Annotated in this window: 25 protein-coding genes and 1 other RNA gene; 17 read left to right on the top strand and 9 right to left on the bottom strand. The window is 29.2% G+C overall.

Going from position 1 to position 26,399, the window contains the following annotated elements; translation table 11 throughout:
- Nucleotides 1–17: 17 nt before the first annotated feature.
- The 3 genes from BMY86_RS02670 to rnpB all read right to left on the bottom strand — a co-directional run bounded on the left by BMY86_RS02670 (nt 18) and on the right by rnpB (nt 2,740).
- The gene (locus tag BMY86_RS02670; RefSeq protein ID WP_091464794.1) at nt 18–1,649 is read right to left on the bottom strand and encodes an inorganic phosphate transporter; all 1,632 of its coding nucleotides are present in this window, start codon (nt 1,647–1,649) and stop codon (nt 18–20) included.
- 10 nt (nt 1,650–1,659) lie between these two features.
- Nucleotides 1,660–2,304 carry a DUF47 domain-containing protein gene (locus BMY86_RS02665; RefSeq protein WP_091464793.1) on the bottom strand — a complete coding sequence of 215 codons (645 nt, stop codon included), beginning with the start codon at nt 2,302–2,304 and terminating at the stop codon, nt 1,660–1,662.
- Between the two features lie 114 nt (nt 2,305–2,418).
- An RNA gene (rnpB, locus tag BMY86_RS02660) (RNase P RNA component class A) lies at nt 2,419–2,740 on the bottom strand.
- 147 nt (nt 2,741–2,887) lie between these two features.
- Between rnpB and dnaX the strand changes: the two genes are divergently transcribed.
- The 6 genes from dnaX to BMY86_RS02630 all read left to right on the top strand — a co-directional run bounded on the left by dnaX (nt 2,888) and on the right by BMY86_RS02630 (nt 8,929).
- Nucleotides 2,888–3,973 (top strand): DNA polymerase III subunit gamma/tau, encoded by a 1,086-nt coding sequence (gene dnaX / locus BMY86_RS02655; RefSeq protein ID WP_091464791.1) that lies wholly within the window; start codon nt 2,888–2,890, stop codon nt 3,971–3,973.
- Nucleotides 3,974–4,377: 404 nt separating this feature from the next.
- A complete protein-coding gene (locus tag BMY86_RS02650) occupies nt 4,378–4,623 on the top strand; it encodes a hypothetical protein (protein WP_091464789.1) in 246 nt (81 codons plus the stop codon).
- A gap of 9 nt (nt 4,624–4,632) precedes the next feature.
- Nucleotides 4,633–6,261, top strand: coding sequence for an acyl-CoA carboxylase subunit beta (locus tag BMY86_RS02645; protein WP_091464787.1), 1,629 nt, complete (start codon nt 4,633–4,635; stop codon nt 6,259–6,261).
- Nucleotides 6,262–6,305: 44 nt separating this feature from the next.
- Nucleotides 6,306–6,749 (top strand): DUF2059 domain-containing protein, encoded by a 444-nt coding sequence (locus BMY86_RS02640; RefSeq protein ID WP_091464784.1) that lies wholly within the window; start codon nt 6,306–6,308, stop codon nt 6,747–6,749.
- Between the two features lie 64 nt (nt 6,750–6,813).
- Nucleotides 6,814–8,439, top strand: a complete 1,626-nt coding sequence (locus BMY86_RS02635) for a M1 family metallopeptidase (protein ID WP_091464782.1) — start codon at nt 6,814–6,816, stop codon at nt 8,437–8,439.
- 64 nt (nt 8,440–8,503) lie between these two features.
- A complete protein-coding gene (locus tag BMY86_RS02630) occupies nt 8,504–8,929 on the top strand; it encodes a DoxX family protein (RefSeq protein WP_091464781.1) in 426 nt (141 codons plus the stop codon).
- A 176-nt stretch (nt 8,930–9,105) separates the two neighbouring features.
- On the opposite strand, the gene BMY86_RS02625 is transcribed toward BMY86_RS02630, so the two are convergent.
- Together BMY86_RS02625 and BMY86_RS02620 are read right to left on the bottom strand one after the other, a co-directional pair.
- On the bottom strand, nt 9,106–10,143 hold the full coding sequence (locus BMY86_RS02625) for an AMP-binding protein (protein ID WP_091464779.1): 1,038 nt from the start codon (nt 10,141–10,143) through the stop codon (nt 9,106–9,108).
- Entirely contained in the window at nt 10,144–11,064 is a 921-nt protein-coding gene (locus BMY86_RS02620) for a CPBP family intramembrane glutamic endopeptidase (protein ID WP_091464777.1), read from the bottom strand. It lies immediately after the preceding gene.
- A 61-nt stretch (nt 11,065–11,125) separates the two neighbouring features.
- Between BMY86_RS02620 and arsC the strand changes: the two genes are divergently transcribed.
- On the top strand, nt 11,126–11,467 hold the full coding sequence (arsC, locus tag BMY86_RS02615; protein ID WP_091464775.1) for an arsenate reductase (glutaredoxin): 342 nt from the start codon (nt 11,126–11,128) through the stop codon (nt 11,465–11,467).
- 78 nt (nt 11,468–11,545) lie between these two features.
- Here arsC and BMY86_RS02610 read toward each other — a convergent pair whose 3' ends face one another.
- Nucleotides 11,546–12,604, bottom strand: a complete 1,059-nt coding sequence (locus BMY86_RS02610; RefSeq protein WP_091464772.1) for a tetratricopeptide repeat protein — start codon at nt 12,602–12,604, stop codon at nt 11,546–11,548.
- A gap of 214 nt (nt 12,605–12,818) precedes the next feature.
- Here BMY86_RS02610 and BMY86_RS02605 point away from each other — a divergent pair, with 214 nt between their 5' ends.
- Nucleotides 12,819–15,293, top strand: coding sequence for a TonB-dependent receptor (locus BMY86_RS02605; RefSeq protein WP_091464769.1), 2,475 nt, complete (start codon nt 12,819–12,821; stop codon nt 15,291–15,293).
- Nucleotides 15,294–15,401: 108 nt separating this feature from the next.
- Here BMY86_RS02605 and BMY86_RS02600 read toward each other — a convergent pair whose 3' ends face one another.
- Nucleotides 15,402–15,572 (bottom strand): hypothetical protein, encoded by a 171-nt coding sequence (locus BMY86_RS02600; RefSeq protein ID WP_091464766.1) that lies wholly within the window; start codon nt 15,570–15,572, stop codon nt 15,402–15,404.
- Between the two features lie 144 nt (nt 15,573–15,716).
- Between BMY86_RS02600 and BMY86_RS02595 the strand changes: the two genes are divergently transcribed.
- The 6 genes from BMY86_RS02595 (at nt 15,717) to BMY86_RS02570 (ending at nt 20,755) form a co-directional block, all read left to right on the top strand.
- Nucleotides 15,717–17,072, top strand: coding sequence for a hypothetical protein (locus tag BMY86_RS02595; RefSeq protein WP_091464764.1), 1,356 nt, complete (start codon nt 15,717–15,719; stop codon nt 17,070–17,072).
- 46 nt (nt 17,073–17,118) lie between these two features.
- The gene (locus tag BMY86_RS02590; protein WP_091464761.1) at nt 17,119–17,889 is read left to right on the top strand and encodes a hypothetical protein; all 771 of its coding nucleotides are present in this window, start codon (nt 17,119–17,121) and stop codon (nt 17,887–17,889) included.
- Between the two features lie 100 nt (nt 17,890–17,989).
- A complete protein-coding gene (gene ypfJ, locus BMY86_RS02585) occupies nt 17,990–18,853 on the top strand; it encodes a KPN_02809 family neutral zinc metallopeptidase (protein WP_091464759.1) in 864 nt (287 codons plus the stop codon).
- A gap of 79 nt (nt 18,854–18,932) precedes the next feature.
- A complete protein-coding gene (locus BMY86_RS02580; RefSeq protein WP_091464757.1) occupies nt 18,933–19,721 on the top strand; it encodes a PhzF family phenazine biosynthesis protein in 789 nt (262 codons plus the stop codon).
- A 20-nt stretch (nt 19,722–19,741) separates the two neighbouring features.
- Nucleotides 19,742–20,416 carry a hypothetical protein gene (locus tag BMY86_RS02575; RefSeq protein ID WP_091464755.1) on the top strand — a complete coding sequence of 225 codons (675 nt, stop codon included), beginning with the start codon at nt 19,742–19,744 and terminating at the stop codon, nt 20,414–20,416.
- Between the two features lie 72 nt (nt 20,417–20,488).
- Nucleotides 20,489–20,755, top strand: coding sequence for a hypothetical protein (locus tag BMY86_RS02570; protein ID WP_091464752.1), 267 nt, complete (start codon nt 20,489–20,491; stop codon nt 20,753–20,755).
- 52 nt (nt 20,756–20,807) lie between these two features.
- Here the strand turns inward: BMY86_RS02570 and rho are convergent, their stop codons facing one another.
- Nucleotides 20,808–22,418, bottom strand: coding sequence for a transcription termination factor Rho (gene rho, locus BMY86_RS02565; RefSeq protein ID WP_091464749.1), 1,611 nt, complete (start codon nt 22,416–22,418; stop codon nt 20,808–20,810).
- Between the two features lie 183 nt (nt 22,419–22,601).
- Between rho and BMY86_RS02560 the strand changes: the two genes are divergently transcribed.
- The gene (locus BMY86_RS02560; protein WP_091464746.1) at nt 22,602–23,012 is read left to right on the top strand and encodes a DUF4293 domain-containing protein; all 411 of its coding nucleotides are present in this window, start codon (nt 22,602–22,604) and stop codon (nt 23,010–23,012) included.
- A gap of 159 nt (nt 23,013–23,171) precedes the next feature.
- Here the strand turns inward: BMY86_RS02560 and BMY86_RS02555 are convergent, their stop codons facing one another.
- Entirely contained in the window at nt 23,172–23,666 is a 495-nt protein-coding gene (locus BMY86_RS02555) for a metallophosphoesterase family protein (protein ID WP_091464744.1), read from the bottom strand.
- Nucleotides 23,667–23,815: 149 nt separating this feature from the next.
- Here BMY86_RS02555 and truA point away from each other — a divergent pair, with 149 nt between their 5' ends.
- Both truA and BMY86_RS02545 read left to right on the top strand, forming a co-directional pair.
- A complete protein-coding gene (gene truA, locus BMY86_RS02550) occupies nt 23,816–24,550 on the top strand; it encodes a tRNA pseudouridine(38-40) synthase TruA (protein ID WP_091464741.1) in 735 nt (244 codons plus the stop codon).
- 22 nt (nt 24,551–24,572) lie between these two features.
- Nucleotides 24,573–26,399 (top strand): ABC transporter ATP-binding protein, encoded by a 1,827-nt coding sequence (locus BMY86_RS02545; RefSeq protein WP_091464739.1) that lies wholly within the window; start codon nt 24,573–24,575, stop codon nt 26,397–26,399.

Below are 26,399 nucleotides of genomic sequence, written 5' to 3'. Positions count from 1 at the left end.
TAGAAGTAATTTCTTTCTTAAATGAACAAAGTAGTGATGTAATATAAAATTGCACCCATAATTGCAGATACTGGAATCGTTAAAATCCAAGCCCATAATAAGCTAATGGTAACTCCCCAACGAACAGCACTTAAACGTTTTGTAGCTCCAACTCCAATAATAGAACCTGTTATGGTATGTGTTGTAGAAACTGGTACACCCATTTGAGATACTGTAAATAAAGTTAAAGCTCCTGCAGTTTCAGAACAAACTCCTTCTAAAGGTGTTACTTTAGTAATTTTTGTTCCCATGGTTTTAACAATTTTCCAACCACCCATTAAAGTTCCTAAACCAATCATTAAATAACATCCAAATGCAATCCAAGTTGGCATTGTATCTTTAGTTACTTTTGTTTCGATTTTATGACCCTCTAAAAGTTTACCTTCTTTGTCTAAATACTTTCCGAAAATTTTCGCGTATCTATAATTTGGATTGATTTCTTTATCTTTAAAAATAACTTCGTTTGTTTTAACATCTTTTACGTCTTTCTTATCCGAATAAACTTCAAGCTTTGTTAACTCTTTAGTAGCTTTTTCAAAGTTATTTACATCTACTTTTTCTTTAGCTAATGCAACTAAAAATGGATTTGTTTTCGCAACTTCCTTATTTAATTTCTCATCTTCATAAATTTTTTCACCAGTAGTTAAATCGATAATTTTCTTACCATCTAAATAAATAGTGTCAGTACCAAATACTCCAACAGAAGGTTTGAATTTTTTCACCTTACCTTCATCATTATTGTATTTAATTTGTAAAATTTCAGTTGTATGTAATAAATTATTTTCTTTGATGAAATCTGGCATATCTGTATCTACACCATTTCTATAAGAATTAGCATAAACAATACATGCTGCACAAATAATACCCATTACTTTTTGAGAATCAGCACCACCATGACCTAATGAAAATGCAGCTGAAGATAATAATTGTAGTTTTTTATACATATTTCCTTCTTTAGTATGCGAAGGATTTTTTCCATGTACAATTTGATAACCAAAATATACAATGATAAAAAGACCTAATAGAATTGCGATAATCCAAATCATAATTGGCTTAATATCTAAAGTATCTTTTAAACTATATGTAACATAAACAGTAGCAACAGATGCTAAAATTGAGATAACTATCTTTTTAATAAAGTTTCTCTGAATAGTTACTAAAGCAATAAAAAAGGATATCAATCCACCAATAAATGGTGCTAAGAAAATAAATAATACTGTTTTAAGAATTTCAGAAGAATTTAATACTCCAAATCCAGCATGAGCAATCGCAGCTCCACCAAAACCTCCAATAAGAGTATGTGAAGATGAAGATGGAATACCTAATTTCCAGGTTAATAAATTCCAAACAGTAGCTGCAAGTAAACCAGCTAAAATAACCCATAAATTAATGGCTGAATTATCAACGGTTTTAGCAACTGTATTACCAACACTCATATCAAAAACCCAATAAGCCACAAAGTTGAAAAAGGCAGCCCAAATTACAGCTTGAGTTGGTGATAATACTTTTGTAGAAACTACTGTTGCAATTGAATTGGCCGCATCATGAAATCCGTTTACCAAATCAAACAATAAAGCAATTACTATAATTACTATTAATAATGTAAACATAAAATATTAATTAAGAATGTTTAACAGCAACTGCTTCTAAAACTCTAGCAACTGATTTACATTTATCAGAAACTTTATCTAATGATCCTAATACATCTTTGTAACGGATAATATTTTTAGCATCAGTTTCATTTTCGAAAATATCTGTAACCGCTTTTTCAAAAACTGAATCAGATTTTCTATCTAATTTATTTATCTTTTTAACTGAATCAAATACATTTTTAAAGTTTTTCATCTCTTTCAATTCTTTTACAGATTTTGAAATGTGATTACAAGCTTCTAAATTAATTTCAGTAAGTTTTCTAATTGATTTTGTAATTTTTTCAACTTGATACATTCTAATTCTATTAGATGCTTCTTGTAAATTACTTGATACGTCTTCAATAGTAGACATTAAAGCATGAATATCTTCTCTATCAAAAGGAGTAATGAAGTTTTTACTCAATTCGATATTCATCTTATGAGAAATAGTTTCAATACTTTCAGCTAATTCATCAATTTTCTTAAAATATACTTCTCTTTCACCTTTAGACGCATTTACACCTTCATGTAACGCTTCAGATAACTTTGTTAATTTATTTGTTGCTTGTTCAAATAGAGGAAAAAAAGTTTTATCCTTTGGAGAGAAAAAATTTAAAATGTTCTTTAAAGCCATTTTGTTAGTTATTTATAAATTACGGTGCAAAAGTATATCTCCAATGTTAAGTTAATGTTAAGTAATTAACAATAGTAGATTAAATGTTAACAGAAGTTTAATTTTTTGTGAAGAAAAAAATGCAGACCTATAAGCCGGATTCTGTATCTCGTCCTATGAGACGAGACCCTTATCATTTATCTAGTTCCGAAATTACTCTCGGAATCAATCTTTCTACCCTTCAGCAACGGACGAGAAACCCTTAAATACTGATATACTTGAAATTTCACCGCATAGAGTTTACCTGGTTTCACTACAGCATTACCTGTACATACTTTCTGTTGCACTTGTCCTTCCCGAAAAATCGAGCGACGGGCGTTACCCGCTATGCTTCTCTATGGTGTCCGGACTTTCCTCCCTCCCGATGAATCGAGACGACGATAAGGCGGTCTGCGGTGCAAATATAGTTAGAAGTTAGAAGTTGGAAGCTAGAAGTTCGAAATTTTTATTTATTTAAATTAAGATTTAAACTTGGATGTTATTTTGGAATTTGGGATTTGCATTTTGATATTTAAACATATATATTTGCTTTCGATTATTACCTATGGAACAATTTATAGTATCAGCCCGTAAATACAGACCCCAAACATTTAAAGATGTAATTGGGCAACAGGCTATTACAAATACTTTATTACATGCCATTGAAAATAATCATTTAGCACAAGCTTTACTTTTTACAGGACCACGTGGTGTAGGTAAAACTACTTGTGCTAGAATCTTAGCTAGAAAAATTAATCAAGAAGGTTATGATGATCCGAATGAAGATTTTTCTTTCAATGTTTTCGAACTAGATGCTGCCTCTAATAATGGTGTAGATGATATCAGAAGTATTATCGATCAAGTTCGAATCCCACCACAAACAGGAAAATATAAAGTTTATATAATTGACGAGGTTCACATGCTTTCAACTTCTGCATTTAATGCGTTTTTGAAAACTTTAGAAGAACCACCAAAGCATGCTATTTTCATTTTAGCTACTACGGAAAAACACAAAATTCTTCCAACTATTTTATCTCGCTGTCAAATTTTCGATTTCAAAAGAATTACGATTAATGACACGAAAGAATATCTTATGGATATTGCACAAAATCAAAATGTGCAGTTCGAAGAAGAAGCGTTACGTATCATTTCTCAAAAAGCTGATGGTGCCATGCGTGATGCCTTATCAATTTTTGACCGTGTAGTTTCTTATTGTGGAAATAACTTAACACGTCAGGCTGTTGCTGAAAACTTAAACGTTTTAGATTACGATTACTACATTAAGGTAACCGATTTAATTTTGGAGAATAATATTCCAGAATTACTGTTAACCTATAATGATATTTTAGCAAAAGGATTTGACGGACATCATTTTATTGCTGGTTTAGCTTCTCATTTTAGAGATTTATTAGTTTGTAAAAACCCTGCTACTCTTTCACTTTTAGAAGTTAGCGAACAAACACAACAACAATTTTTAGTTCAAGCTCAAAAAGCATCTCAAGAGTTTTTATTAGCAGGAATTGAAATCGCAAACGAATGTGATTTAAAATATAAAGTAAGTCAAAATCAACGATTATTTGTTGAATTAACACTTATGCAATTGGCTTCATTAACACATGATGCCGAAAAAAAAAAGCTAAATACTTTATAATACCTTCTAATTTCTTTCAAAAAGGAAAAGAAATTCAGTCTGTAACACCTTCAATTCAACCCGAAATAATTTCTAATTCAGTTACAGAAACAGTAACAACTGAAACTATTCAACAAGTTGAACCAAAAATTGAAGTTGAAACAAAAATCGAACAAATCCAACAAAAGCCTACTCCTGCAATCGATTTAAGCAAAAGAGTTTCTTCGCTTTCAATTAAAGGATTAAAACAAAAAGCAGAAATTTCTAATCAATCCAAAGTTGAGCATTTACCAGTTGGTGAACATTTAGCAGATCCTTTCACTCAAGAAGATGCCGTAAAACATTGGAACGATTATATCGAAATTTTAGAAAATAAAGGTCGAAAACTTTTCGCTAGTTATATGCGATTGAGTAAACCTATATTAATGGGAACGAATATTTTGTTAGAATTCCCAAACGAAGGTTCTAAAGAAGATTTTGAAAATACCAATTCAGACTTATTAAGTTATTTAAAAACGAACCTTCGAAATTACGATATCAAAATAAAAATTACGGTTATTGAAACCTACAAACCAAAAGTAATTTATACCAACGAAGAAAAATACAAACATTTTAAGGAGTTAAATCCTACAATAGAATTATTTAGACAAACATTTGAATTAGACTTATAACATAACAACATGGACATTAATTTCAACAAAAACGAAGATCATAACAAATTATTAGTTTCAGACATGCTACAAAAATTTGCGAAAGTCAAATTAGGTGGTGGACAAAAACGTATTGATAAATTACATGCTGAAGGTAAAATGACAGCACGTGAACGTATTGATTATTTATTAGATGAAAAAGCTAACAATATTGAAATTGGTGGTTTTGTTGGAGATGGAATGTATGAAGAACACGGTGGTTGTCCTTCTGGTGGTGTTGTTGTAAAAATGGGTTACATCAAAGGAAAACAATGTATTGTTGTTGCAAATGATGCTACTGTAAAAGCAGGAGCTTGGTTTCCAATTACAGCTAAAAAGAATTTAAGAGCGCAAGAAATTGCAATGGAAAATCGTTTACCAATTATCTACTTGGTAGATTCTGCAGGTGTTTATTTACCAATGCAAGATGAAATTTTCCCTGATAAGGAACATTTCGGACGAATTTTCCGTAACAATGCCATAATGAGCAGTATGGGAATTACTCAAATTGCTGCCGTAATGGGAAGTTGTGTAGCTGGTGGTGCGTATTTACCAATTATGAGTGACGAAGCATTAATTGTAGATAAAACAGGAAGTATTTTCTTAGCAGGAAGTTATTTAGTAAAAGCTGCCATTGGTGAAACGATTGACAATGAAACTTTAGGTGGTGCCACTACACATTGTGAAATTTCTGGTGTAACGGATTTCAAAGCAAAAGACGATAAAGCAGCTTTAGATAGAATTAAAAATATTGTATCTAAAATGGGCGATTTTGACAAAGCAGGATTCAACAGAGAAAAACCAGTAAAACCAGCTTTAGAACAAAAAGATATTTACGGAATCTTACCAAAACTAAGAACTGAACAATACGACATGATGGAAATCATTAAGCGTTTAGTTGATAATTCTGAATTTGATGAATATAAAGCAGGTTACGGACAAACAATCATTACTGGTTATGCAAGAATTGATGGTTGGGCTGTTGGAATCGTAGCCAATCAACGTTTAGTTTCTAAAACTAAAAAAGGAGAAATACAGTTTGGTGGAGTAATTTATTCTGATTCTGCAGATAAAGCCACACGTTTTATTGCGAACTGTAACCAAAAGAAAATTCCATTAGTGTTTTTACAAGACGTTACCGGATTTATGGTTGGAAGTAAATCGGAACATGGTGGAATCATTAAAGATGGTGCGAAAATGGTAAATGCAGTTTCAAATTCAGTTGTGCCTAAATTTACAGTTGTTATTGGAAATTCATACGGAGCTGGAAATTATGCAATGTGTGGAAAAGCTTACGATCCACGATTAATTTTCGCATGGCCAAGTGCTGAATTAGCGGTAATGGGTGGAACTCAAGCTGCAAAAGTTTTAGCACAAATAGAAGCAGCATCTTTAAAAAGTAAAGGTGAAGTAGTTGATGAAGTAAAAGAAGCAGAATTATTCGAAAAGATAAAAGCAAAATATGATGCGCAAGTTTCTCCATATTATGCCGCATCTCGTTTATGGACAGATGCTATTATAGATCCTATAGATACAAGAACATGGATTTCAATGGGAATTGAAGCGGCAAACCACGCTCCTATTCAAAAACCATTTAATTTAGGAGTAATTCAAGTTTAATTGAAATCAATAATAGAATTTTACATTTTTAAAAAATTAAATTAATGAAAAAAATATTTTCAATTGTATTAATTGTTTTTTCAGTTTTTACATATTCTCAAAACAATACAAATACAAAAAAAGAAAAAATTAAACAACTAGTGGTGTTAACTGGATCTGGAAATTTAGGGGTTTCAATTGCCGATAACATGATTGAAATTTTTAAAAAAAATGCACCAAATATAGAAGATCAATTTTGGAATGAATTTAAAAAAGAAATCAAACCAGATGATTTAGTGAATTTAGTAGTTCCAATTTATGATAAACATTTTACAGAAAGTGAAATTGACGATTTAATCAAATTTTACAATACACCTGTTGGAAAAAAAATGATTTCAAAATTACCTGAAATCATGCAAGAATCTATGGAAGTAGGTCAAAGATGGGGTGAAGAAATTGGTGAAAAAGCATTAAAAAAACTTAAAGAAAAAGGATTATTAGAAGAATAATTTTACTTTCGTAACAAAACACAAAAATCTACTACTTATTAGTAGATTTTTTTTTTACAATTATATGAAAAAAGCACTTTTTATTGCCTCAATATTTTTTGGTTTTCAGCAAATTCAAGCTCAAAATTTTACACGTAAAGATTCTTTACAAGGTGGTTTACGTGAAGAACGTACTTGTTACGATGTTTTGAGATACGATTTAAATATCAAAATAAATCCAACTGAAAAATCAGTTGTTGGATATAATGAAATTAAATTCAAAATTGATGATGATACTCAAAAAATTCAAGTGGATTTATTCGATAATATGAAAATTGAATCTATTGTTTGGAACAATAAAAAGTTGAACTACAAAAGAGAATTTCACGCTGTATTTATTGATTTTTCTGAAGTATTAAAAAAAGGAACCACACATACAATTACTTTCAACTATTCTGGAAATCCACTAGTAGCAAAAAATGCACCTTGGGATGGTGGCTTTGTTTTCAATAAAGATAAAAAAGGAAATCCATGGATTGGAGTTGCAGTTCAAGGAACAGGCGCAAGTTTATGGTATCCTTGTAAAGATTCACAATCCGATGAACCCGACAATGGTGCTACTATAAAAGTCGCCGTTCCAAACGGATTAATGAATGTTTCTAACGGAAGATTTATAAGTTCAACCGATCTAAAAGATGGATATACGCGTTGGGATTGGGAAGTGAAAAACCCAATTAACAATTATGATATTACAGTAAATATTGCCGATTATGTTCATATTCATGATCATTATGAAGGATTGGATTTAGATTATTACGTATTGAGAGAAAATGAAGAAAAAGCGCGTAAACATTTTGATAATGATGTAAAACCAATGATGAATTGTTTTCAAAGTAAATTTGGAAAATACCCCTTTTATGAAGACGGATATAAATTAGTGGAAACTCCCTATTTAGGAATGGAACATCAAAGTGCTGTTGCATACGGAAATAAATACAAAAAAGGGTATTTAGGAATGGATTTATCGGGTACAGGTGCTGGAATGTTTTTCGATTATATTACGATTCACGAAACGGGTCACGAATGGTTTGGAAACAGTATCACCAGTAAAGATATTGCCGATATGTGGATTCATGAAGGATTTACAACCTATACTGAAACTGTTTTTATTGAATGTATGAAAGGTTACGACCAAGCTATGAAATATATAAACGGTCAAGCAAATAATGTTCGAAATGACAAACCAATAATTGCTCAATTTGGTGTAAATCGAGAAGGAAGTGGTGATATGTATTATAAAGGTTCACTCCTATTAAATACAATTCGCCATATCATAAATGATGATGTAAAATGGTGGAAATTATTATACAACTATTCTGAAACCTTTAAAAAACAAATTATTGATACTAAAACTGTTGTAGATTATTTTAATAAAGAAAGTGGAATCGATTTAACTTCTGTATTTAATCAATATTTAACAACTACAAATATTCCGCGTTTAGTATTATCTAAGTCAGGTAATAAACTAAATTATCAATGGGAAAATGTTATTCCAAATTTCAAAATGCCTATTGATATTATGATTAATGAAAAAACGATACGGTTAAATGCAACGACCTTTAAACAAGAATTAAAAGTTGAACGAAAAGTAGAATTAGAAAATGTAGAGGTTAAAACCAAACAATTTTTCGTTAGAGTTGAAAAAAAATAATTACAAAATCATCTTAATTCATTAATTTTTAGTAACTTAGACTATAATTTAAAATCTATTTTCTATGGCTACTAGTATTAAACAATTGAACAAATGGGCAAATGCTCATACTTCTTATCCTATAGATATGCTTAGAATAGCATTAGGAGTTTTTTTATTTTTAAAAGGGGTTTCATTCGTTAGCGACAGACATTATTTAAATGAAGTACTAAACACCTTCAATGGATTTGGTGGTGAAATGTTATTAATTCATTATGTAGGTTTTGCGCACATGATTGGTGGTTTTCTAATTGTGATTGGCTTTTTTACAAGATGGTCAATTTATGCACAATTACCTATAATTCTTTCAGCGGTTTTAATTAACTTTTTTGGAGAATTTAACCTCTCAAATTTCTTACAAGCCAGTATTGCATTTATGTTATGCTTGTTTTTCTCATTTTATGGAAGTGGAAAACATTCTGTTGATTATAACATGAAAATGGAACAATAAAAAAATTAAAAAAAAAATTGTGTAATTAATTTATTTTTAATAACTTAGCTTATCTTTTCGAAACAACTTATACTATTAGTTAGTTATAAAGTTATTATTGAGTGTCATTCTGGAAAAAAATCTACAAAAAGAGAATTTAATTACAACTAAGATTTTTTATTAGAGTGACACTTTTTTTATGCTCTATTTTCTAGGGTTTTCTTTCGATTTATCTTATTGGTTTCTGTTTCTGTAAATTGAGAAATAAACAGAATTTCTTTTGGAATCTCATATTTGGATAGTTCCGAAAAAATGGTTGTATCAATTTGAAATGATGATCCTTCGATTACCAAAATTACTTTTTCGCCAAACTTTTCATCCGGTAATGAACTAATAAAAAAACGATTGAAAATATGTTTGGCTAACTTCTCTTCAATTTCTTCTGGAAAAATTTTTACACCACCAGAATTAATCACATGATCAAAGCGACCTTTAAAAATAAACTCTTCATTTGAAATTAATTCTACAATATCATTAGTAATTATTTTTTCATCAGAAAGTTCTTTTGCTTCAATAACTAAACAATTTCTTTCATCTTTTGAAATAACAATATTTGGTAAAATTGAAAATGACTTCTCTCCTATTTTTTTAACGGCTATATGCGAGATGGTTTCTGTCATACCATACGTTTCATAAGCGTTACAATTTGTTTTTAAGATTTCTTTAGATAATTGATAATCAACTTTTGCTCCACCTATAATTAATGTTTTAATTTGATTCAATTTCTCTAATGATTCTTTTATTTGCATTGGAACCATCGCCACAAAATCATACGATTTATTTATTTCATTTAAAGGATTTGATGAAGGTTCTACGGTATCTAAATGCAATCCAAAAGTGATTGCCCTAACCAACATCATTTTTCCCGCAATATAATCGGCAGATAAACACAATAAAGCTGTACTTTTAGGTTGTAACTTAAAAAAGTTCACCGTTGCTTTTGCAGAAGCTATCATGGCGTCTTTTTGCAAAACAATTTGTTTTGGTTTACCTGTAGAACCAGAAGTTTTTACTAAAATAAAGGATTCGTTACTTAACCAGTCAATCAAGAATTTACCAATAGACTTTTCAAAAAGAGAACCGTTGTTTTTAAGAAATATAGCTTCTGCTAAAAGTTCTACATACGTAAAACTTTTACCATTTAATTTAAAATCTGGATGAATAATTGGTGTCATTTATTTTCCTATGGATTCAAGTTCTTCTAACTGGTAAGGTTTCACTTTTCCAAATAATTTTTCTTTCCAATTGTTCCAATTGTATTTTTTAGCAAAAATGAATAACAAAATAGGAAACACAATTAAAACTGGAATAAAAATTTGAAAACTAGCATTTGGTTCTGAAACATCTTTTAATACAGAATGTGTTTGAAAAGCCGACCAATCTGAAGTTACTAATAAAGCGCCAACTAAATTATTTGCGGCATGAAATCCTAATGCTAATTCCATCCCGTCATCCATTAAGGTTAAAATTCCTAAAAACAATCCAGTTCCTATATAATACACCATAATAATCATTCCTAGTTTTTCTACTTCCGGATTTGCAATATGCATAATACCGAATAAAATAGACGTTAAAAATAATGGAATCCATTTGGTTTTTGTCGCTAAACCTAGGCCTTGCATCATATGTCCTCGAAACAAATATTCTTCGAAACTTGTTTGAAATGGAATTAATAAAAGGGCTAAAACAAAGAAAATAATAAATTCTTTTGGTTTGAAATTCCAAACAAAATCACTTGGAGCCGAATAATAACTAATTAAAGTTGTAATAATAGTTATGATTGACCAAATAAAAAATGAAAAGAAAATTCTATTCCAATCAATTTTTGGTCGAGATGTTGTTAAAATTCTTGTGGTGTTATTTTGAATATACTTATTATAAAATAATACAATTCCGAACATTAACGCTAAAGGGGCAACCAATATAAAAAAGGCAGTATTTGCACCCATTTTAGCAATCATTTCTTCTAACATGGCATCGGTATCAGCGCCTTTTGTAGCAACGTAATTATATGCCATTAATCCTAAAAAAGCAAGAGGAATTGGCAAATAAGACAATAAGTTTAATTTATATTTTTGAAGTTGTTCGATGTACATATTCTTATTTTATTTGACTCGACTAAAGTACAATTATTACATTTGCAAAAAAAATATTTATATGATAACCATTTTACACAATAATCGTTGTTCGAAATCTAGAGAAGGACTTTGTTTTATCGAAGCTTTAAATCAGCCTTTTGAAATTATTAATTATTTAGATAAAGTTCCAACTTATAGTGAATTGGAAAGCATTATAAAAAAACTAAATATTAAACCAATTGAATTAGTGAGAATTAAAGAAAAAGATTGGACAGAAAATTTTAAAGGAAAAAATTTATCGGATAAAGAAATTATTGAAGCGATGATTAACTTTCCTAAATTAATTGAAAGACCTATTGTAATCAACGGAAATAAAGCGGTTATTGCAAGACCAACTGAAAAAATTAACGATATATTATAAAAAAAACGTGTGAAAATAAATTCACACGTTTTTTGTTTATAATTTTATTTTGAATAATTTTTATTTTTAAAAATTCAATTAATTATTCCACTTATAATTATTTGACCAATCATAAAAACTATTCAATTCTTTTTCATGACTATCCAACCAATTAATAACATATTCTTCTTCAGATGAAGCATATACTAAATATGAAAATGTTTCTATAAAATTGTTTTTTTGTAATTCAATAAAATAAGGAGCATAAAATTCCCAATAAAATCCTTTGTTTTTCTTTTTAGTTTCATTTAAAGAAGAACAAATCGTTCCTATTTTTCGAATAAACTTTTCTACTTCAGTTTTGTCTTTATATTTATCATCAAAATCTAAAGCAATATCCATAGTTGAAATTAAATCTGTTGAAGAAAAATCATTTTCAACAACTTTCCCTTTTCTTGAAGAATCTGAAACTACATTTAAATTTAAATTAATATTGATATTATTATCTCCCGTTTTTTCAACATTAGCTGTCATCAACTCTTTTAATAAACCTAAATTTTCAGCTGCTCTTTTAGATTGTGGTTCTACAACTAAAAATCTACAAAGCGCCATAATAGAAGGAATTCTTCTTTCTTTGATATTTTCAATTCTTCCAATTCCATTATGTGAACTAGCATGATTTGGATTAAAGGTTAATGCTTTTTGAAAACATACAATTGATTCATCAAATTTTTTTAAAATTGAATATGTAACTCCTTTATTAAAATACAATTGGTAATAATCTGGAAAAAGTTTCAATCCTTCATCATAAATTTCAATAGCTTCTTTGCTTTTATTTATGGCATCCAATGAATTCCCATAATTCACATAAACTGTTTTTAAAATAGTTGCTTTTGGATGTTTTTTTATGGCTAGTTTACATACTTCAATTGTTTCTTCTGACTTATTCAATGTCAATAAAGTATAAGATTTCTCTACCAAAGCAAATGCATTATCTTTATCAAGTTCTAATGCTTTATTATATTTTTCAATGGCTCCATTATATTCGCCTTTATCATGCAATTCAATACCTTCTTCAACTAATTTTTCAGCTGATTCTTTATTTTGTGAAAAAGATAGGTGACCAGAAAATAATAATAAGATTAAGATTTTTTTCATAATTATATTTAGTTAATGTTGTTACTTAATTTGATATTTTGGTAAGTTGACTCATATCTCAAATATATTAATTTTAATTTGTTTATTTAATTTGAAAGAAAATTATAACAAAAAATAAATTTTTCTCAAAAAAATCTTAAAATCATTTAACATACTTTTAATAATTAATTGGTTTCTGTAACACTACATTTGTACTGTAAAATGTTATACAATTATGTCAATAAAAAAATCTATTTTATTTTTTGCTTTTTTACTAGCAACCACAAGTGTTTTCTCACAAGCCAATTTTAAAAAAGTTAAACTTTCTGGTAAAGTTTTAGATAAGAAATCAACTGCTCCAATTGAATATGCGGTTATTACAATTTTAAAAACAGGAACAATAGAAATAGTAACTGGAGGAACTTCAGATGCTAATGGTGATTTTTCAATTGATTTAAATTCAGGGAATTATGATATAAAATTTGAATATTCTGGATATACTACTGTTGAAAAATTAAATCAAAATATTTCTTCTGATACGAATTTAGGAAATATCCTATTACAAGAAGATGCTAAAGTAATTGAAGAAGTTGTGATTCGCACAGAAAAAACAACAGTTGACATTAAACTAGACAAAAAAGTTTATAATGTTGGTCAGGATTTAATGGTAAAAGGCGGAACAGTTAGTGATGTATTAGATAACATTCCTAGTGTAGCCGTTGATGCTGAAGGAAATGTAAGTTTACGTGGAAACGAAAATGTTAGAGTTTTAATTGACGGAAAACCTTCCAATGCAATTAGTGTGGCAGATGCATTAAGAATTCTTCCTGCTGATGCTATTGATAAAGTAGAGGTAATTACCAATCCATCTGCTCGTTATGATGCTGAAGGTGGTGGTGGAATTGTAAACATCATCCTTAAAAAAGGAAAAAACAAAGGTTTAAACGGAACTGTAATTGCTACAGCTGGTGACCCAAAAAATAATGGACTTTCAGCTAATATCAATTCAAAAACAGATCATTACAATTTATTTACTACTATTGGTTATAACGATAGAAACAATCCTGGAAGAACAAAAATTAATCAAGAAAATTTTGATTCAAATGGTGATTTAGTTTCTTATGTTGAAGAAAGAAGAAATAATGATCGTTACTCTAAAGGTGTAAATGCAAACTTCGGAATGGAATTTTTCTTAAGCGAAGACAAAAAAACTACTTGGACAAACAGTCTTAATTACAGAAAAAATAACGGTAATAACTATGAAGATGTAAAGTATTTTAATTTCGATAATAATAGAGATTTTGTAAATACTAGACTTCGTGATAACAATTCTGATTCTAAAAATGAAGCAATTGAATTTAGTTCAAATTTCTTGAAAAACTTCAAAAAGAGTGGACACAAACTTACTATCGACGCTTCGATTTCATTAAATAAAGAAGATGATTTTACTAATATTTACGGAAGTATTTTGGAAACAAATTCGTTTGTATCGGATGAAAGAACTTCAAAATTAGGAAGACAAAATAGAAATTTATTCCAAACTGATTATGTGTTACCTATAAAAGAAAATACGCAATTTGAAGCGGGATACCGTGGTAGTTATACAAAGTCTTCAAGTGATTATCAAGTACAAGAAAGAGTAAATCAATTTGATCCTTATACGAATATTGCTGAGTTTACAAACAACTTCGAATACATTGAAAACGTAAGTGCTTTTTATACACAATTCGGAACAAAATTTTTTAATAAATTATCAGTTTTAGCTGGTTTACGTTTTGAAAATACAAACTTAGAAATCAACCAATTATTAACGAATGATTTCAACAAAAGAAACTATAATAATTTATTTCCAAGTTTCTTCTTAACGTATGAATTAAATGATGATGCTAATATCTCGTTAAACTATAGCAAAAGAATTAGTCGTCCAAGAGATCGTTTTATTAATCCTTTCTCTTCATACACCAGTAATATCAACTTAATGGTTGGTAATCCATATCTAAATCCTTCATTAACAGATGCATTTGATATTGGATTTTTAAGAAAATGGAAAGATGTAACTTTAAGTACTTCTGCTTATTATAATCATTCAACTGATGCATTTCAATTTGTTAGAAAAGAACGTGGAGATTTAATTAACGGAATTCCAGTTATTATCAATACGCCTTTTAACTTAGGTGAAGATAACAGATTAGGAATGGAAGTTACTGTAAACTATACTTTGAAAAAATGGTGGAAATTAAATTCTAATGTTAATTTCTTTTATAATGAAACTAAAGGTGATTACCAATACTACAACACTAGTAACAATTTAGTAGTTCAAAATTTCGATTACAAATCGAGTACTTGGACAACAAGATTAACTTCTAAAATTAATTTACCATATAAAATCGATTGGCAAACTAATGCTACTTACAATGCTGGACAAAAAACAGCCCAAGGTAAATCTAAAGGAGTTGCAAGTATGAATTTAGCTTTCAGTAGAGATATATTAAAAGAAAAAGGAACTATTTCGTTTAATGTTAATGATGTATTCAATTCTAGAAAAAGAATTCAAGATTTAAATTTACCAACAGTTAACTCTTACAGCGAAATGCAATGGAGAGTAAGACAAATCAGTTTTTCATTTACATACCGTTTCAACAAACAGAAAAACGAAAGAGAAAAACAACCAAAACGAGAACCACAAGAAGAAAATGGTGGTGAGTTCTAAAAAATAAAATCCTATTCCCCTTCTCTCTTTTGAGAAGGTTGGAATGTGGTTAAAATAAAAAAATCCCGATTAGTACTAATCGGGATTTTTTATTTACTGTTAAGAAAATTATTTTTCTTGTTCAGCCAATTTTTTTGCTTTCTTTTCTTTGATTAATTCAATGATAGAACCGCCAATCCAATATTGTACGAAACCTACCAAGAAAAACATTAACCAAAAACCAATAGTTAAAATGGTTAAGAAAAGAATAAAGCCTAAATACTGTTGAAATTCAAACATGTTTCCGGAATTTTATTTGTGAATTCTGTTCAAAGATAATTCTATTATTTATTTCTACAATAATTTGAAAGACTTTTTTACTAACTTTATGACAATAATTTTTAAATTTACTACGTTAGTTTATTAACTTCTAATCCATAAACTATGAAAAATCGAATCTATTTAACACTGACAACTTTAACTATTTCTTTATTCGGATTTTCTCAAGAACACTTTTCTGGAATTACAACTTCTAATCGAGGTGGATTGTTAAACGGAAGTATGAATCCGGCTGAACTTTCAAACATGAACATGAAGTTTGATGTTAATTTATTCAATACAAGTATTAATTATTCAAATAATAAATTAACATTTAGCGACTTAGTAAGTGGAGATAATTTAGAAGACAAATTTTTTAGCGGTACTGAATCTTCTAATGTAAGAATTGATGCCTTAATTTATGGTCCGGGTTTGGCTTATAAAAATGGAAATTGGACCTATGCAATAAGCACCGTTGCCAATATAAAAGCTAATATTATCAATGTTGATGTAGCTTTAGGAAACGCCATTCAAAATGGAAATTTAAGTGGAATTATTTCTCAAAATACAATTTCATCTACAGAAAATCAAAGAATAAATGCTACAACTTGGGGAGAAATAGATTTATCATTATCTAGAAAATTAATTGAAATATCTCGTCATCAAGTTAATGCAGGTGCAACTTTAAAACTTTTATTCCCAAGTGCTTATGCCAATTTTTCTGCCAGTAATTTACAAGGAACAATAAACAACACATTAGGTGATATTGAATTAGTAAATGCAACAGCACAAGTTAATTTAGCATATTCAGGCTTTTTAGGCAACGATTTTAATAATACATCTAACTATTCAAATTTCTTTAAACAAGGAATTAACGGTGTTGCTGCAGATATTGGAGGAACGTATACTTACAAAGAAGCAGATTCAAACAAATATATTATTACTGCTGGTTTAGCAATTAAAAATATTGGTTCTATGACTTTTAAAGAAGAAAACAATACTTCTATTGATTATAATTTAGATGTAAGTGGCTTAGAAAGTTTGGATTTAAATCAGTTTCAAAATGTTAACAGTCTAACAGAAATAGAACAAATTATTGATGATCCTGCAAATGCGGCTTTTTTTCAAAAAACAAAAACAAATCAATCTTTTAAAGTAAAATTGCCTACAACAATTAATGCCTATGCAGATATAAAAGTTAAAAACAAATTTTATGTTACAGCAAGTATACTTCAAAAAGTAGTTGATGATTCTGAAAATGATTTAGCTACAACTCAAAATACCTATTCATTAATTCCTAGAATTGCTTTCAAATCTTTTGAATTATTTGCTCCTTTAGCTTCAAATGAAATTTCTGGATTTACAAGTGGTTTCGGATTTAGAGCATTTGGATTTTATTTAGGATCGGGTTCAATTATTTCTGCAGCATTAAACAATTCAAAACAAGCAGATGTTTATTTAGGTTTTAGATTTGGAATTTAACATAAATAGTCTAAATTTGAATATAACTAAAAACTAAATAACTATTATGAGTCCAAATTTTTTTCAAAAATTTAATCAAAACATTTCACCTGATATTGGAAGAATTATAGACGAAAGTTTAGCAACTTTTAAAAAAACAGTATGGATAATGGGTGTTGGAATGATATTATTAGCCGTTGTTGGTGGTATTCTTTCTATGCTAGTTTTCAGCTTTACTTTAGGAATTACTTCTTTAGAGCAATTTGTGCAAGACAGTCCTTATTTACAACATGATACAACTTATTTATTAGTAAATGCTGGTTTAGGAATTGTTATGGCTGGATTAATGGCACCAATTACAGCAGGTTTTTATAAAATCAACCATTTAGCAAAAACTAATCAAGATTTTAGTGTAGGTACTTTATTTGATTATTATTCATCAAGTTACACTAAAGAATTAATTGTTTATGGTGTATTAGTTGCACTTATTACAAATGTAATTTCGTTAGGCTTAACATACTTAGATATGATTACAATGGCAGCTATTTTTCAATTAATCATTGGATTCTTATTGATTTTTGGAGTGCCATTAATCATTTTTGAAAATCAAAATGCTTCTGAAGCAATTAATTATAGTGCTAAAATTGCCATTAGAAATCCTGTTGCAATTATTTTATCTATGCTATTTGCTTTTTTAATTGCTGTATTAGGAATTGTAGCTATTTGTATTGGAATTATTTTTACAATTGGATATTTTTATAGTATGCTTTATACTTTATATGATAATATTATTCCAATTGAAAATAAAAATCCGTTAGATGAAATTGGATTAGAATAAAAACATACTTTATGAAATCGCCATTTGAAATTTAAATTTCTGATTTATAAATACTATAGCGATAACATATTTCTTTTAATAAACCATAAAAGTATATATTATGAAATGGAAAGATTACAGAAGAAGTGATAATGTTGATGATAGACGCGGTATGAGTGGAACTGGTAAAGCAGTTTTAGGAGGCGGTGGTCTGATTGGAATTATTGCATTTTTGTTAATGACATTTGGTGGCGAACAAGGTCAACAAATTGGTAATGTTATCAAACAAATGCAGCCAGCACAACAAGAAACACAAGTTCAAGGTGCTACAGAATTAACACCAGAACAGAAAGAAATTGGAGATTTTGCCAATGCCGTTTTTGCAATGACAGAAGATACTTGGACCAAAATTTTTCAAGAAGAAGGTTTAGGGAATTATCCAAAACCTGAAATGGTATTATTTACTGGATCTGTTGAAACAGCTTGCGGTAGCGCTACTTCTGCTTCTGGACCATTTTATTGTCCTGGTGACAAAAAAGTGTATATGGATTTAGACTTTTTTGAAGAATTAAAATCTCGTTTTGGTGCAAAAGGTGGCGATTTTGCCATTGCATATGTAATTGCTCACGAAGTAGGTCACCATGTACAAACCGTTTTAGGAACTTCTGCAAAAGTTCGTCAAAGACAACAACAATTAAGTGAAGAAGACGGAAATAAACTTTCTGTTTGCCAAGAATTACAAGCCGATTTCTATGCTGGATTATGGGCAAAATACAACCAAGATCGTATTGAAGTGGGAGATTTAGAAGAAGCAATCGATGCGGCTCATGCTGTTGGAGATGATGCTATTCAAAGTAAAATGCAAGGCTATGTACAACCGGAAAAATTTACTCACGGAACTTCAGAACAACGCAAAAAATGGTTTACTAGAGGTTTCCAAACCGGAGATTTTAAACGACATGATACGTTTGCTGAGGAATTATAATAAATATTAAATAAACATATTATAGCGCATATTATTAAAGAATATGCGCTATTTTTATATTCCTTTAATTCTTATTCTAATGAAATTAGAACTCTATCAATTAGACGCTTTCACAAATAAAATATTCAGCGGAAATCCGGCCTGTGTTGTTCCTTTAGATAGTTGGTTACCCGATGAATTACTTTTGAAAATTACAAAAGAAAATGCAGTTGCTGAAACAGCATTCTTTGTAAAAAAAGAAGATAAATTTCATTTACGTTGGTTTACTCCAGAAATTGAAATGGATTTATGTGGACATGCTACGTTGGCAACTGCTCATTGTTTGAAAACTATTTTAGGGTATGAAAACAATACAATTATTTTTGAAACGTTAAGTGGCAATTTAACTGTTATTGCAGAAAATGACTTCTATTTATTAGATTTTCCTTCAAGAATGCCTATAGAAGCAAGTTTACCTATTGAAATTTCTAAATCTTTAAATATTCAACCTAACGAAATTTATAAATCGAGAGATTATGTTTTAGTTTATAATTCAGAAGAAGAAATTAAAAATATTCAAATTAACCGTCATTTTTTCGATCAAATAAATTTAGATCCAGGAGGTGTAATTGTAACTGCAAAAGGTGAAAATTGCGATTTTGTTTCACGATTTTTCACTCCACAATCAACTATCTTAGAAGATCCAGTAACAGGCTCTGCACATTGTTCACTTATACCCTTTTGGGCAAATCGTTTGAAAAAAAATGAATTAACTGCAATGCAAATTTCAGAAAGAGTAGGACATTTAAATTGTACTAATAAAAACGAACGTGTAATTATTAGCGGACAAGCTAGAACTTATTTTATGGGCACAATTTGGATTGAGTAAATTTGATAAAAATCAGAAAAATGAAGAAAACTTTATCATTATTAATAGTAATTATTATTGTTATCGGTTGCAAAAAATCTTGCGATGAAAAAGTAATTAGTAAAGGGAAAATCAATGAAAATTGGGAATATATAAATAAAGAATTAGGTCTTAAATTACAATTACCAAAAGATTGGTTTATAGAAGTAAAAAAACTAAAAAATAAACAATTTATTTCTATGGAAAATAAAGTTCCTCAAAACATCTTTAAATATGATACCATTAAAATAAAATCAAATTTTAATTTAAGAAGAGGTTCTTTAGATATGAGTGAAATATTTACAATATATGATTCGAAACCCATAGAAGTAAATTATCCAAGTGAAATACAATTTGCAATTATTCACTCAAAATATGAAGATGAAAATAAAGATATTGAAGATATATGTAAGCAATTTGAAATGTTAATTACAAATGACAAAGAAGTAGATAATTACAATAAAAAAGGTATAAAAGTAAATACTTCTTTAAATTTTAATACTGTAAAAATACCAAGCATAAAAACATGTAACCGAAGAAGCGATGGAAAAATTGAATATATAATTGCTGCTTTAAAAAACTATGGCTGTTTTAATTTTATACTAATTTATAGATATCATAATGAAGTTGAATACAATAAAATTGTAAAAATATTGAATACAACTAAGTTAGAATAAGTTCAATATAGTGTTAATTTACTTCTTAAGTACTGCTGAAGCCTTGTGTGTAATCCGAATTAGAAAACATAAATGACTCAACTACTTTTAGATTTAGAACATTCCAATTTAAATTTAGAACATTCCGATTTAGTTATAGAACATTCCGATTTAAATTTAGAACATTCCGATTTAGATTTAGAACATTCCGATTTAGATTTAGAACATTCCAATTTAAATTTAGAACATTCCGATTTAGATATAGAACATTCCAATATAATTTTAGAACATTCCGATATAGATATAGAACTTTCCGATTTAGATTTATTATCTACTAAAAGAAAATCCTTAACTACTTAAAAACAAAAAAAGCGACAAATCTGTCGCTTTTCTTTTATTATTATATATCCACTTAATCATTCATAGAAATTAAAAACTCTTCGTTGTTTCTAGTTCGCTTAATACGAGATTCTAAAAACTCCATCGCTTCAACTGGGTTCATATCCGCTAAATATTTACGCATAATCCACATATGTTGAATGGTTTTTTCGTCTAATAATAAATCATCACGACGCGTACTTGAAGAAACCAAATCGATAGCTGGGAAAATACGTTTGTTCGCAATTTTTCTATCCAATTGTAATTCCATGTTACCTGTTCCTTTAAATTCTTCAAAGATAACTTCGTCCATTTTAGAACCTGTTTCAGTTAACGCTGTTGCGATAATACTTAATGAACCACCATTTTCAATGTTACGAGCCGCTCCAAAGAAACGTTTTGGTTTTTGTAACGCATTGGCATCTACTCCTCCACTCAACACCTTACCTGATGCTGGTTGAACTGTATTATAAGCTCTTGCTAAACGTGTAATCGAATCTAATAAAATAACTACATCATGACCACATTCTACTAAACGTTTTGCTTTTTCCAACACAATATTCGCCACTTTTACGTGTCTATCTGCTGGTTCATCAAACGTTGAAGCAATAACTTCTCCACGCACACTACGTTGCATATCGGTTACCTCTTCAGGTCTTTCATCAATTAATAATACGATTAAGTAAGCTTCAGGATGATTTGCCGCGATTGAATTAGCAATATCTTTTAATAACATTGTTTTACCCGTTTTAGGTTGTGCTACAATCATAGCACGTTGCCCTTTTCCAATTGGTGAAAACAAATCGATAATTCTTGTAGAAATAGAAGAATTTTTATCCGCAAGGTTAAATTTTTCTTCTGGGAAAAGTGGCGTTAAATGTTCAAAAGCAATTCTATCACGAATAACTTGCGGATCATGTCCGTTAATTTTCAACACTTTAACTAATGGGAAAAACTTTTCTCCTTCTTTTGGCGGGCGAACCACACCTTTTACAGTATCTCCAGTTTTCAATCCGAATAAACGAATTTGCGATTGTGATAAATAAATATCATCTGGAGACGCTAAATAATTATAATCTGAAGAACGTAAGAATCCATATCCGTCAGGCATCATTTCTAATACACCTTCACTTTCAATAATTCCATCAAATTCAAAATCCGATTCACGGAAATTTTTATTTTGGTTCTTATTAAATTTTGGATTGTTCGTATTCTTTTTGAAATTTTGGTTGGATTTATCTTGATCAGAAGTTTCAGATTTTATTTCCTCTACACTTTCAGAGATAGGCGTTTCTGTTTTTTCAATTTCAACTTCTTGAGCAACTTGAACAACATCATCAAAACTTAATGTTTCTTGAGCTGCTACTTTTTCAGGCGTACTCCCTTTTTTAATTCGAGCACGTTGAGATTTTCCCTCTTTTACAACAACTTCAGAAACCTGCTCTTCAACAACTGGTTTTTCTGCTGCTTTTTTAGAAGCTTTAGCTGCTTTAGGCTTTTCTTCAGATGATTCATTCTGCAATTCTAAAATTTGAGCAATTAAATCGTCTTTTTTTAGTGTTTTGAATTTTTGAATCTTAGCCACTTTAGCAATTTCTTGCAAATCAGAGAGTTTCATCTCCTTTAATGTAGATGTATCAAACATAAATGTTTATGGATTTTTTAATCTTAATAAAATAAAAAAACTGTGATGAGATTTTTTTGATATTCCAAAGTATCGTATAATGAAGTACTTACGATTATTCTATGCAATATTACAAATTTTTTATTATAAAACAATAGTTTTTTTTAAAAAGAAAACATATTTTTGTCACTATAAAAACTAAAGATGTTACAAAGAATTCAATCGGTATATTTATTCATCTGCGTCATTACAGCAGGTGCTTTACCTTTGTTTTTAAACTTGTGGACAAACAAAGCTAAAATTGAAGTAATGTTTACAGATTATATTGCATATGTAATATTGTTTGCTTCAAGTGCTTTATTAGCTGCAGTTAGTATTTTTAGTTACAAAAACAGACAAAATCAATTTGTGATTAACAGATTGAACATGATATTAAACTTTATTTTAATAGGATTATTTGTATATCATTCGCTAACGTTATCCGGAGAGGCGCAAGTTTCAGAGAAGGGTATTGGGATGCTTCTACCAATTTTTTCTATCGTTTTTCTTGCTCTTGCCAATAGAGCAATCAAAAGGGACGAAGATCTCGTAAAATCTGTGGATAGAATACGATAAACCTATCATCTTAGCTTATTAGTGCGTTATGAAAATCCGTTTAGTGAAAACTTTACGGATTTTTTTTTGTTTTAAGAGACTCAAACAAGAAACATTCTAAACTAATTCCTTTTATCTTTTTACTTTTTACTTTTAACTTTTGCCTTTTAACTTTTTCTCTTATTTATCTCCTATTTCTATAATTTCTAAGCTCTGAATTTTATCACCGTCAATTTCAAAACGTAACATTGTTCGTTTTTGATGAAATCCAGAAATTCCTGCCGCACCCGGATTCATATGCAAACAATTCAATTTATTATCATACATCACTTTTAAAATATGTGAATGTCCGCAAATAAATAACTTAGGTGGATTTTTAGTAATTTCTTCTCTAATTGCTGGACTATATTTTCCAGGATAACCTCCAATATGCGTAATCAAAACTTCTACATCTTCACAAAAAAATCGATTGTTTAATGGAAATTCCATTCGCGCTTCATGATTATCAATATTACCAAAAACAGCTCGTAATGGCTTTAACTTTTTAATTGTATCCGTCACTTTCAAATCGCCAATATCTCCAGCATGCCAAACTTCATCAGCCAATCTAACATATTTTAAAATCGACTCATCAATATGACTATGAGTATCGGAAAGGAGTAATATTTTTTTCATTTAATAAAGTTTCAAAGTGACTGAGTAACTAAGTTACAAAGTTGGCAAAAAAATATAGTTTATTATTTATTTTTAAGAAAACATTAAATAAAATAATTCAAATTCTTAGTAACTTTGCAACTCTTAAACATAGAAACTTAATATAACAATTGAGATACTTCATTGAATTTGCATATAACGGAAAAGATTATTTTGGGTTTCAAGTACAACCGAATGCCATTTCAATTCAGGAAACTTTAGATAAATCCTTATCTCTTTTACTTCGTGATTCAATTGAAATTGTGGGCGCAGGAAGAACAGATTCTGGCGTTCATGCCAAACAAATGTACGCTCATTTTGATACTGAAGTCGAATTTGATGTACAAGCTACAATTCAGAAATTAAACTCCTTTTTACCAAAAGATATTGCCATTTTCAGAATCATTCCAGTTCATGCTGATGCACATGCACGCTTTGATGCAACGAGCAGAACTTATGAATATCACATAACCACATTTAAAGATGTTTTTAATATAAATGGTAGTTGGAAAGTGAATCATAAATTGGATTTAGATTTAATGAATGAAGCTTGCAAAATACTTTTTGAATATATCGATTTTGAATGTTTTTCAAAAGTTCACACCGATGTAAGAACATTTAATTGTAAAATTACTGAAGCGTATTGGCAACAAAATGAAAATCAAATTATTTTCACAATTTCTGCCGATAGATTTTTAAGAAATATGGTTCGAGCAATTGTTGGAACGCTTGTTAATGTTGGTATTCACAAAACTTCATTAGAAGATTTTAGAAACATCATCGAAAGCAAAAACAGAAGTAAAGCCGGATTTTCTGTTCCCGCACACGGATTGTATCTTACAAAAGTAAAATATCCGTATATTTAGCCTTTAAAATTTTATAAGCCAAATGAGTGTTTTAAAATCATCCTCTTTTAAAAAAGTCTTACAATACGCGAAGCCATTTAAAAGCAAGCTTTTTAGCGTTGCATTTTGGGCTATTTTTTTAGCTATTGTTGCAGCACTTCGCCCGTTGGTTTTAAACATCACAATCGACAAATACTTCGTAAACTCTGGTAAAGAAACCAATGTAATTCAGGACTATTTTCTAAACTTAATGAGTTTCATATTAGAAGATGGCAACAACGCTTACAACATAAAAATATTGGTTGCTTTAATGCTTATTATCCTTATTTTAGAGGTAGTTGCACAATATTTCTTCGTATATGTTTCAAGTTGGTTAGGGCAAGATATTGTAAAAGTAATTCGTGAAAAACTATTCTCTCATTTAGCGAGTTTTAAAATGCGATATTTCGATAATGAACCTGTAGGAAAACTAATCACTCGTTGTGTTTCCGATATGGAAAACATTGCCAGTATTTTCAGTCAAGGTTTATTTATGATTGTCAGTGATTTTCTAAAAATGATTATTGTTTTGGCTTTTATGTTAATCATCAATTGGAAAATTACTTGCATTGTTTTATTGATTTTACCTTTAATATTAATTGCTACAAATATTTTCAATAAAAAAATGAAAGTAGCTTTTAATGAAGTACGAAATGAAGTTGCCAATTTAAACACGTTTATACAAGAACGATTAACAGGAATGAAGATTGTTCAATTGTTTAATCGTGAAAAAATTGAATTAGAAAAATTCAAAGAAATCAATGAAAAGCACAATAAAGCTTGGTTAAAAAACATTTTATATAACAGTATCTTCTTCCCTATTGCCGATATTATTTCCAGTATTACCTTAGGTTTAGTAGTTTATTTCGGAGCCTTATTTATTATTAATGGTGATACTCAAACAAGTGTTGGTCAATTGATTTCCTTCAATATGTACATTTCAATGTTATACAATCCATTACGTCAAATTGCTGATAAATTTAATGTCATGCAAATGGGTATTGTGGCTGCTGATAGAGTTTTTGAAATTTTAGAAACCCATGAAGAAGTTCAAGATAATGGCACCATTCATTCTGAAAAATTACAGGGTAATATTAAAATTGAAAATGTAAAATTCAGTTATATTAAAGGTGAAGAAATTTTAAAAGGACTGAATTTAGAAGTCAAACAAGGTGAAACTATTGCTATTGTTGGTGCAACTGGTGCTGGAAAATCGACGATAATTAATTTATTAAATCGTTTTTATGAAATTGACTCTGGAAGAATTTTAATTGACGATATCAATATCAATGATTATTCTTTAGAAACACTTCGAAAAGAAATAGCTATGGTTTTACAAGATGTTTTCTTGTTTGCCGATTCAATCTACAATAACATTACTCTTTTTGATGAAAACATTAAAAAAGAAGAAGTTTATGAAGCTGCCAAAAAGATTGGTATTCACGACTTTTTAATGTCTCTTCCCAATGGTTACGATTATGATGTTAAAGAACGTGGCGTTATGTTATCATCAGGTCAACGTCAGCTTATAGCCTTTTTAAGAGCATTTATTAGTAATCCAAGTATATTAATTTTAGATGAAGCTACTTCTTCTATCGATTCGTATTCGGAAGAATTAATTCAAAATGCAACTAAAAAATTAACGGAAGGAAGAACTTCAATTATTATCGCGCATCGATTAGCAACCATTGTAAATGCAGATAAAATTATAGTAATGGATAAAGGATTAATTGTAGAACAAGGAAATCATAACGAACTACTAAAATTGGAAAATGGTTTCTATAAAAAATTATACGAAGCACAATTCGAAAAACCTGAAGTTCTATCGTAA

Source organism: Flavobacterium urocaniciphilum (genome assembly GCF_900110615.1).
GTDB classification, from domain to species: Bacteria; Bacteroidota; Bacteroidia; order Flavobacteriales; family Flavobacteriaceae; genus Flavobacterium; species Flavobacterium urocaniciphilum.
Note: the sequence above shows the minus strand (reverse complement) of the source record. Positions and strands in the feature narration are given on the sequence as shown.

Coding starts and splice junctions, on each gene's coding strand:
- BMY86_RS02670 (WP_091464794.1), bottom strand. CDS start 1,649: ATGTTTACATTATTAATAGTAATTATAGTAATTGCTTTATTGTTTGAT.
- BMY86_RS02665 (WP_091464793.1), bottom strand. CDS start 2,304: ATGGCTTTAAAGAACATTTTAAATTTTTTCTCTCCAAAGGATAAAACT.
- dnaX (WP_091464791.1), top strand. CDS start 2,888: ATGGAACAATTTATAGTATCAGCCCGTAAATACAGACCCCAAACATTT.
- BMY86_RS02650 (WP_091464789.1), top strand. CDS start 4,378: ATGGGAACGAATATTTTGTTAGAATTCCCAAACGAAGGTTCTAAAGAA.
- BMY86_RS02645 (WP_091464787.1), top strand. CDS start 4,633: ATGGACATTAATTTCAACAAAAACGAAGATCATAACAAATTATTAGTT.
- BMY86_RS02640 (WP_091464784.1), top strand. CDS start 6,306: ATGAAAAAAATATTTTCAATTGTATTAATTGTTTTTTCAGTTTTTACA.
- BMY86_RS02635 (WP_091464782.1), top strand. CDS start 6,814: ATGAAAAAAGCACTTTTTATTGCCTCAATATTTTTTGGTTTTCAGCAA.
- BMY86_RS02630 (WP_091464781.1), top strand. CDS start 8,504: ATGGCTACTAGTATTAAACAATTGAACAAATGGGCAAATGCTCATACT.
- BMY86_RS02625 (WP_091464779.1), bottom strand. CDS start 10,143: ATGACACCAATTATTCATCCAGATTTTAAATTAAATGGTAAAAGTTTT.
- BMY86_RS02620 (WP_091464777.1), bottom strand. CDS start 11,064: ATGTACATCGAACAACTTCAAAAATATAAATTAAACTTATTGTCTTAT.
- arsC (WP_091464775.1), top strand. CDS start 11,126: ATGATAACCATTTTACACAATAATCGTTGTTCGAAATCTAGAGAAGGA.
- BMY86_RS02610 (WP_091464772.1), bottom strand. CDS start 12,604: ATGAAAAAAATCTTAATCTTATTATTATTTTCTGGTCACCTATCTTTT.
- BMY86_RS02605 (WP_091464769.1), top strand. CDS start 12,819: ATGTCAATAAAAAAATCTATTTTATTTTTTGCTTTTTTACTAGCAACC.
- BMY86_RS02600 (WP_091464766.1), bottom strand. CDS start 15,572: ATGTTTGAATTTCAACAGTATTTAGGCTTTATTCTTTTCTTAACCATT.
- BMY86_RS02595 (WP_091464764.1), top strand. CDS start 15,717: ATGAAAAATCGAATCTATTTAACACTGACAACTTTAACTATTTCTTTA.
- BMY86_RS02590 (WP_091464761.1), top strand. CDS start 17,119: ATGAGTCCAAATTTTTTTCAAAAATTTAATCAAAACATTTCACCTGAT.
- ypfJ (WP_091464759.1), top strand. CDS start 17,990: ATGAAATGGAAAGATTACAGAAGAAGTGATAATGTTGATGATAGACGC.
- BMY86_RS02580 (WP_091464757.1), top strand. CDS start 18,933: ATGAAATTAGAACTCTATCAATTAGACGCTTTCACAAATAAAATATTC.
- BMY86_RS02575 (WP_091464755.1), top strand. CDS start 19,742: ATGAAGAAAACTTTATCATTATTAATAGTAATTATTATTGTTATCGGT.
- BMY86_RS02570 (WP_091464752.1), top strand. CDS start 20,489: ATGACTCAACTACTTTTAGATTTAGAACATTCCAATTTAAATTTAGAA.
- rho (WP_091464749.1), bottom strand. CDS start 22,418: ATGTTTGATACATCTACATTAAAGGAGATGAAACTCTCTGATTTGCAA.
- BMY86_RS02560 (WP_091464746.1), top strand. CDS start 22,602: ATGTTACAAAGAATTCAATCGGTATATTTATTCATCTGCGTCATTACA.
- BMY86_RS02555 (WP_091464744.1), bottom strand. CDS start 23,666: ATGAAAAAAATATTACTCCTTTCCGATACTCATAGTCATATTGATGAG.
- BMY86_RS02545 (WP_091464739.1), top strand. CDS start 24,573: ATGAGTGTTTTAAAATCATCCTCTTTTAAAAAAGTCTTACAATACGCG.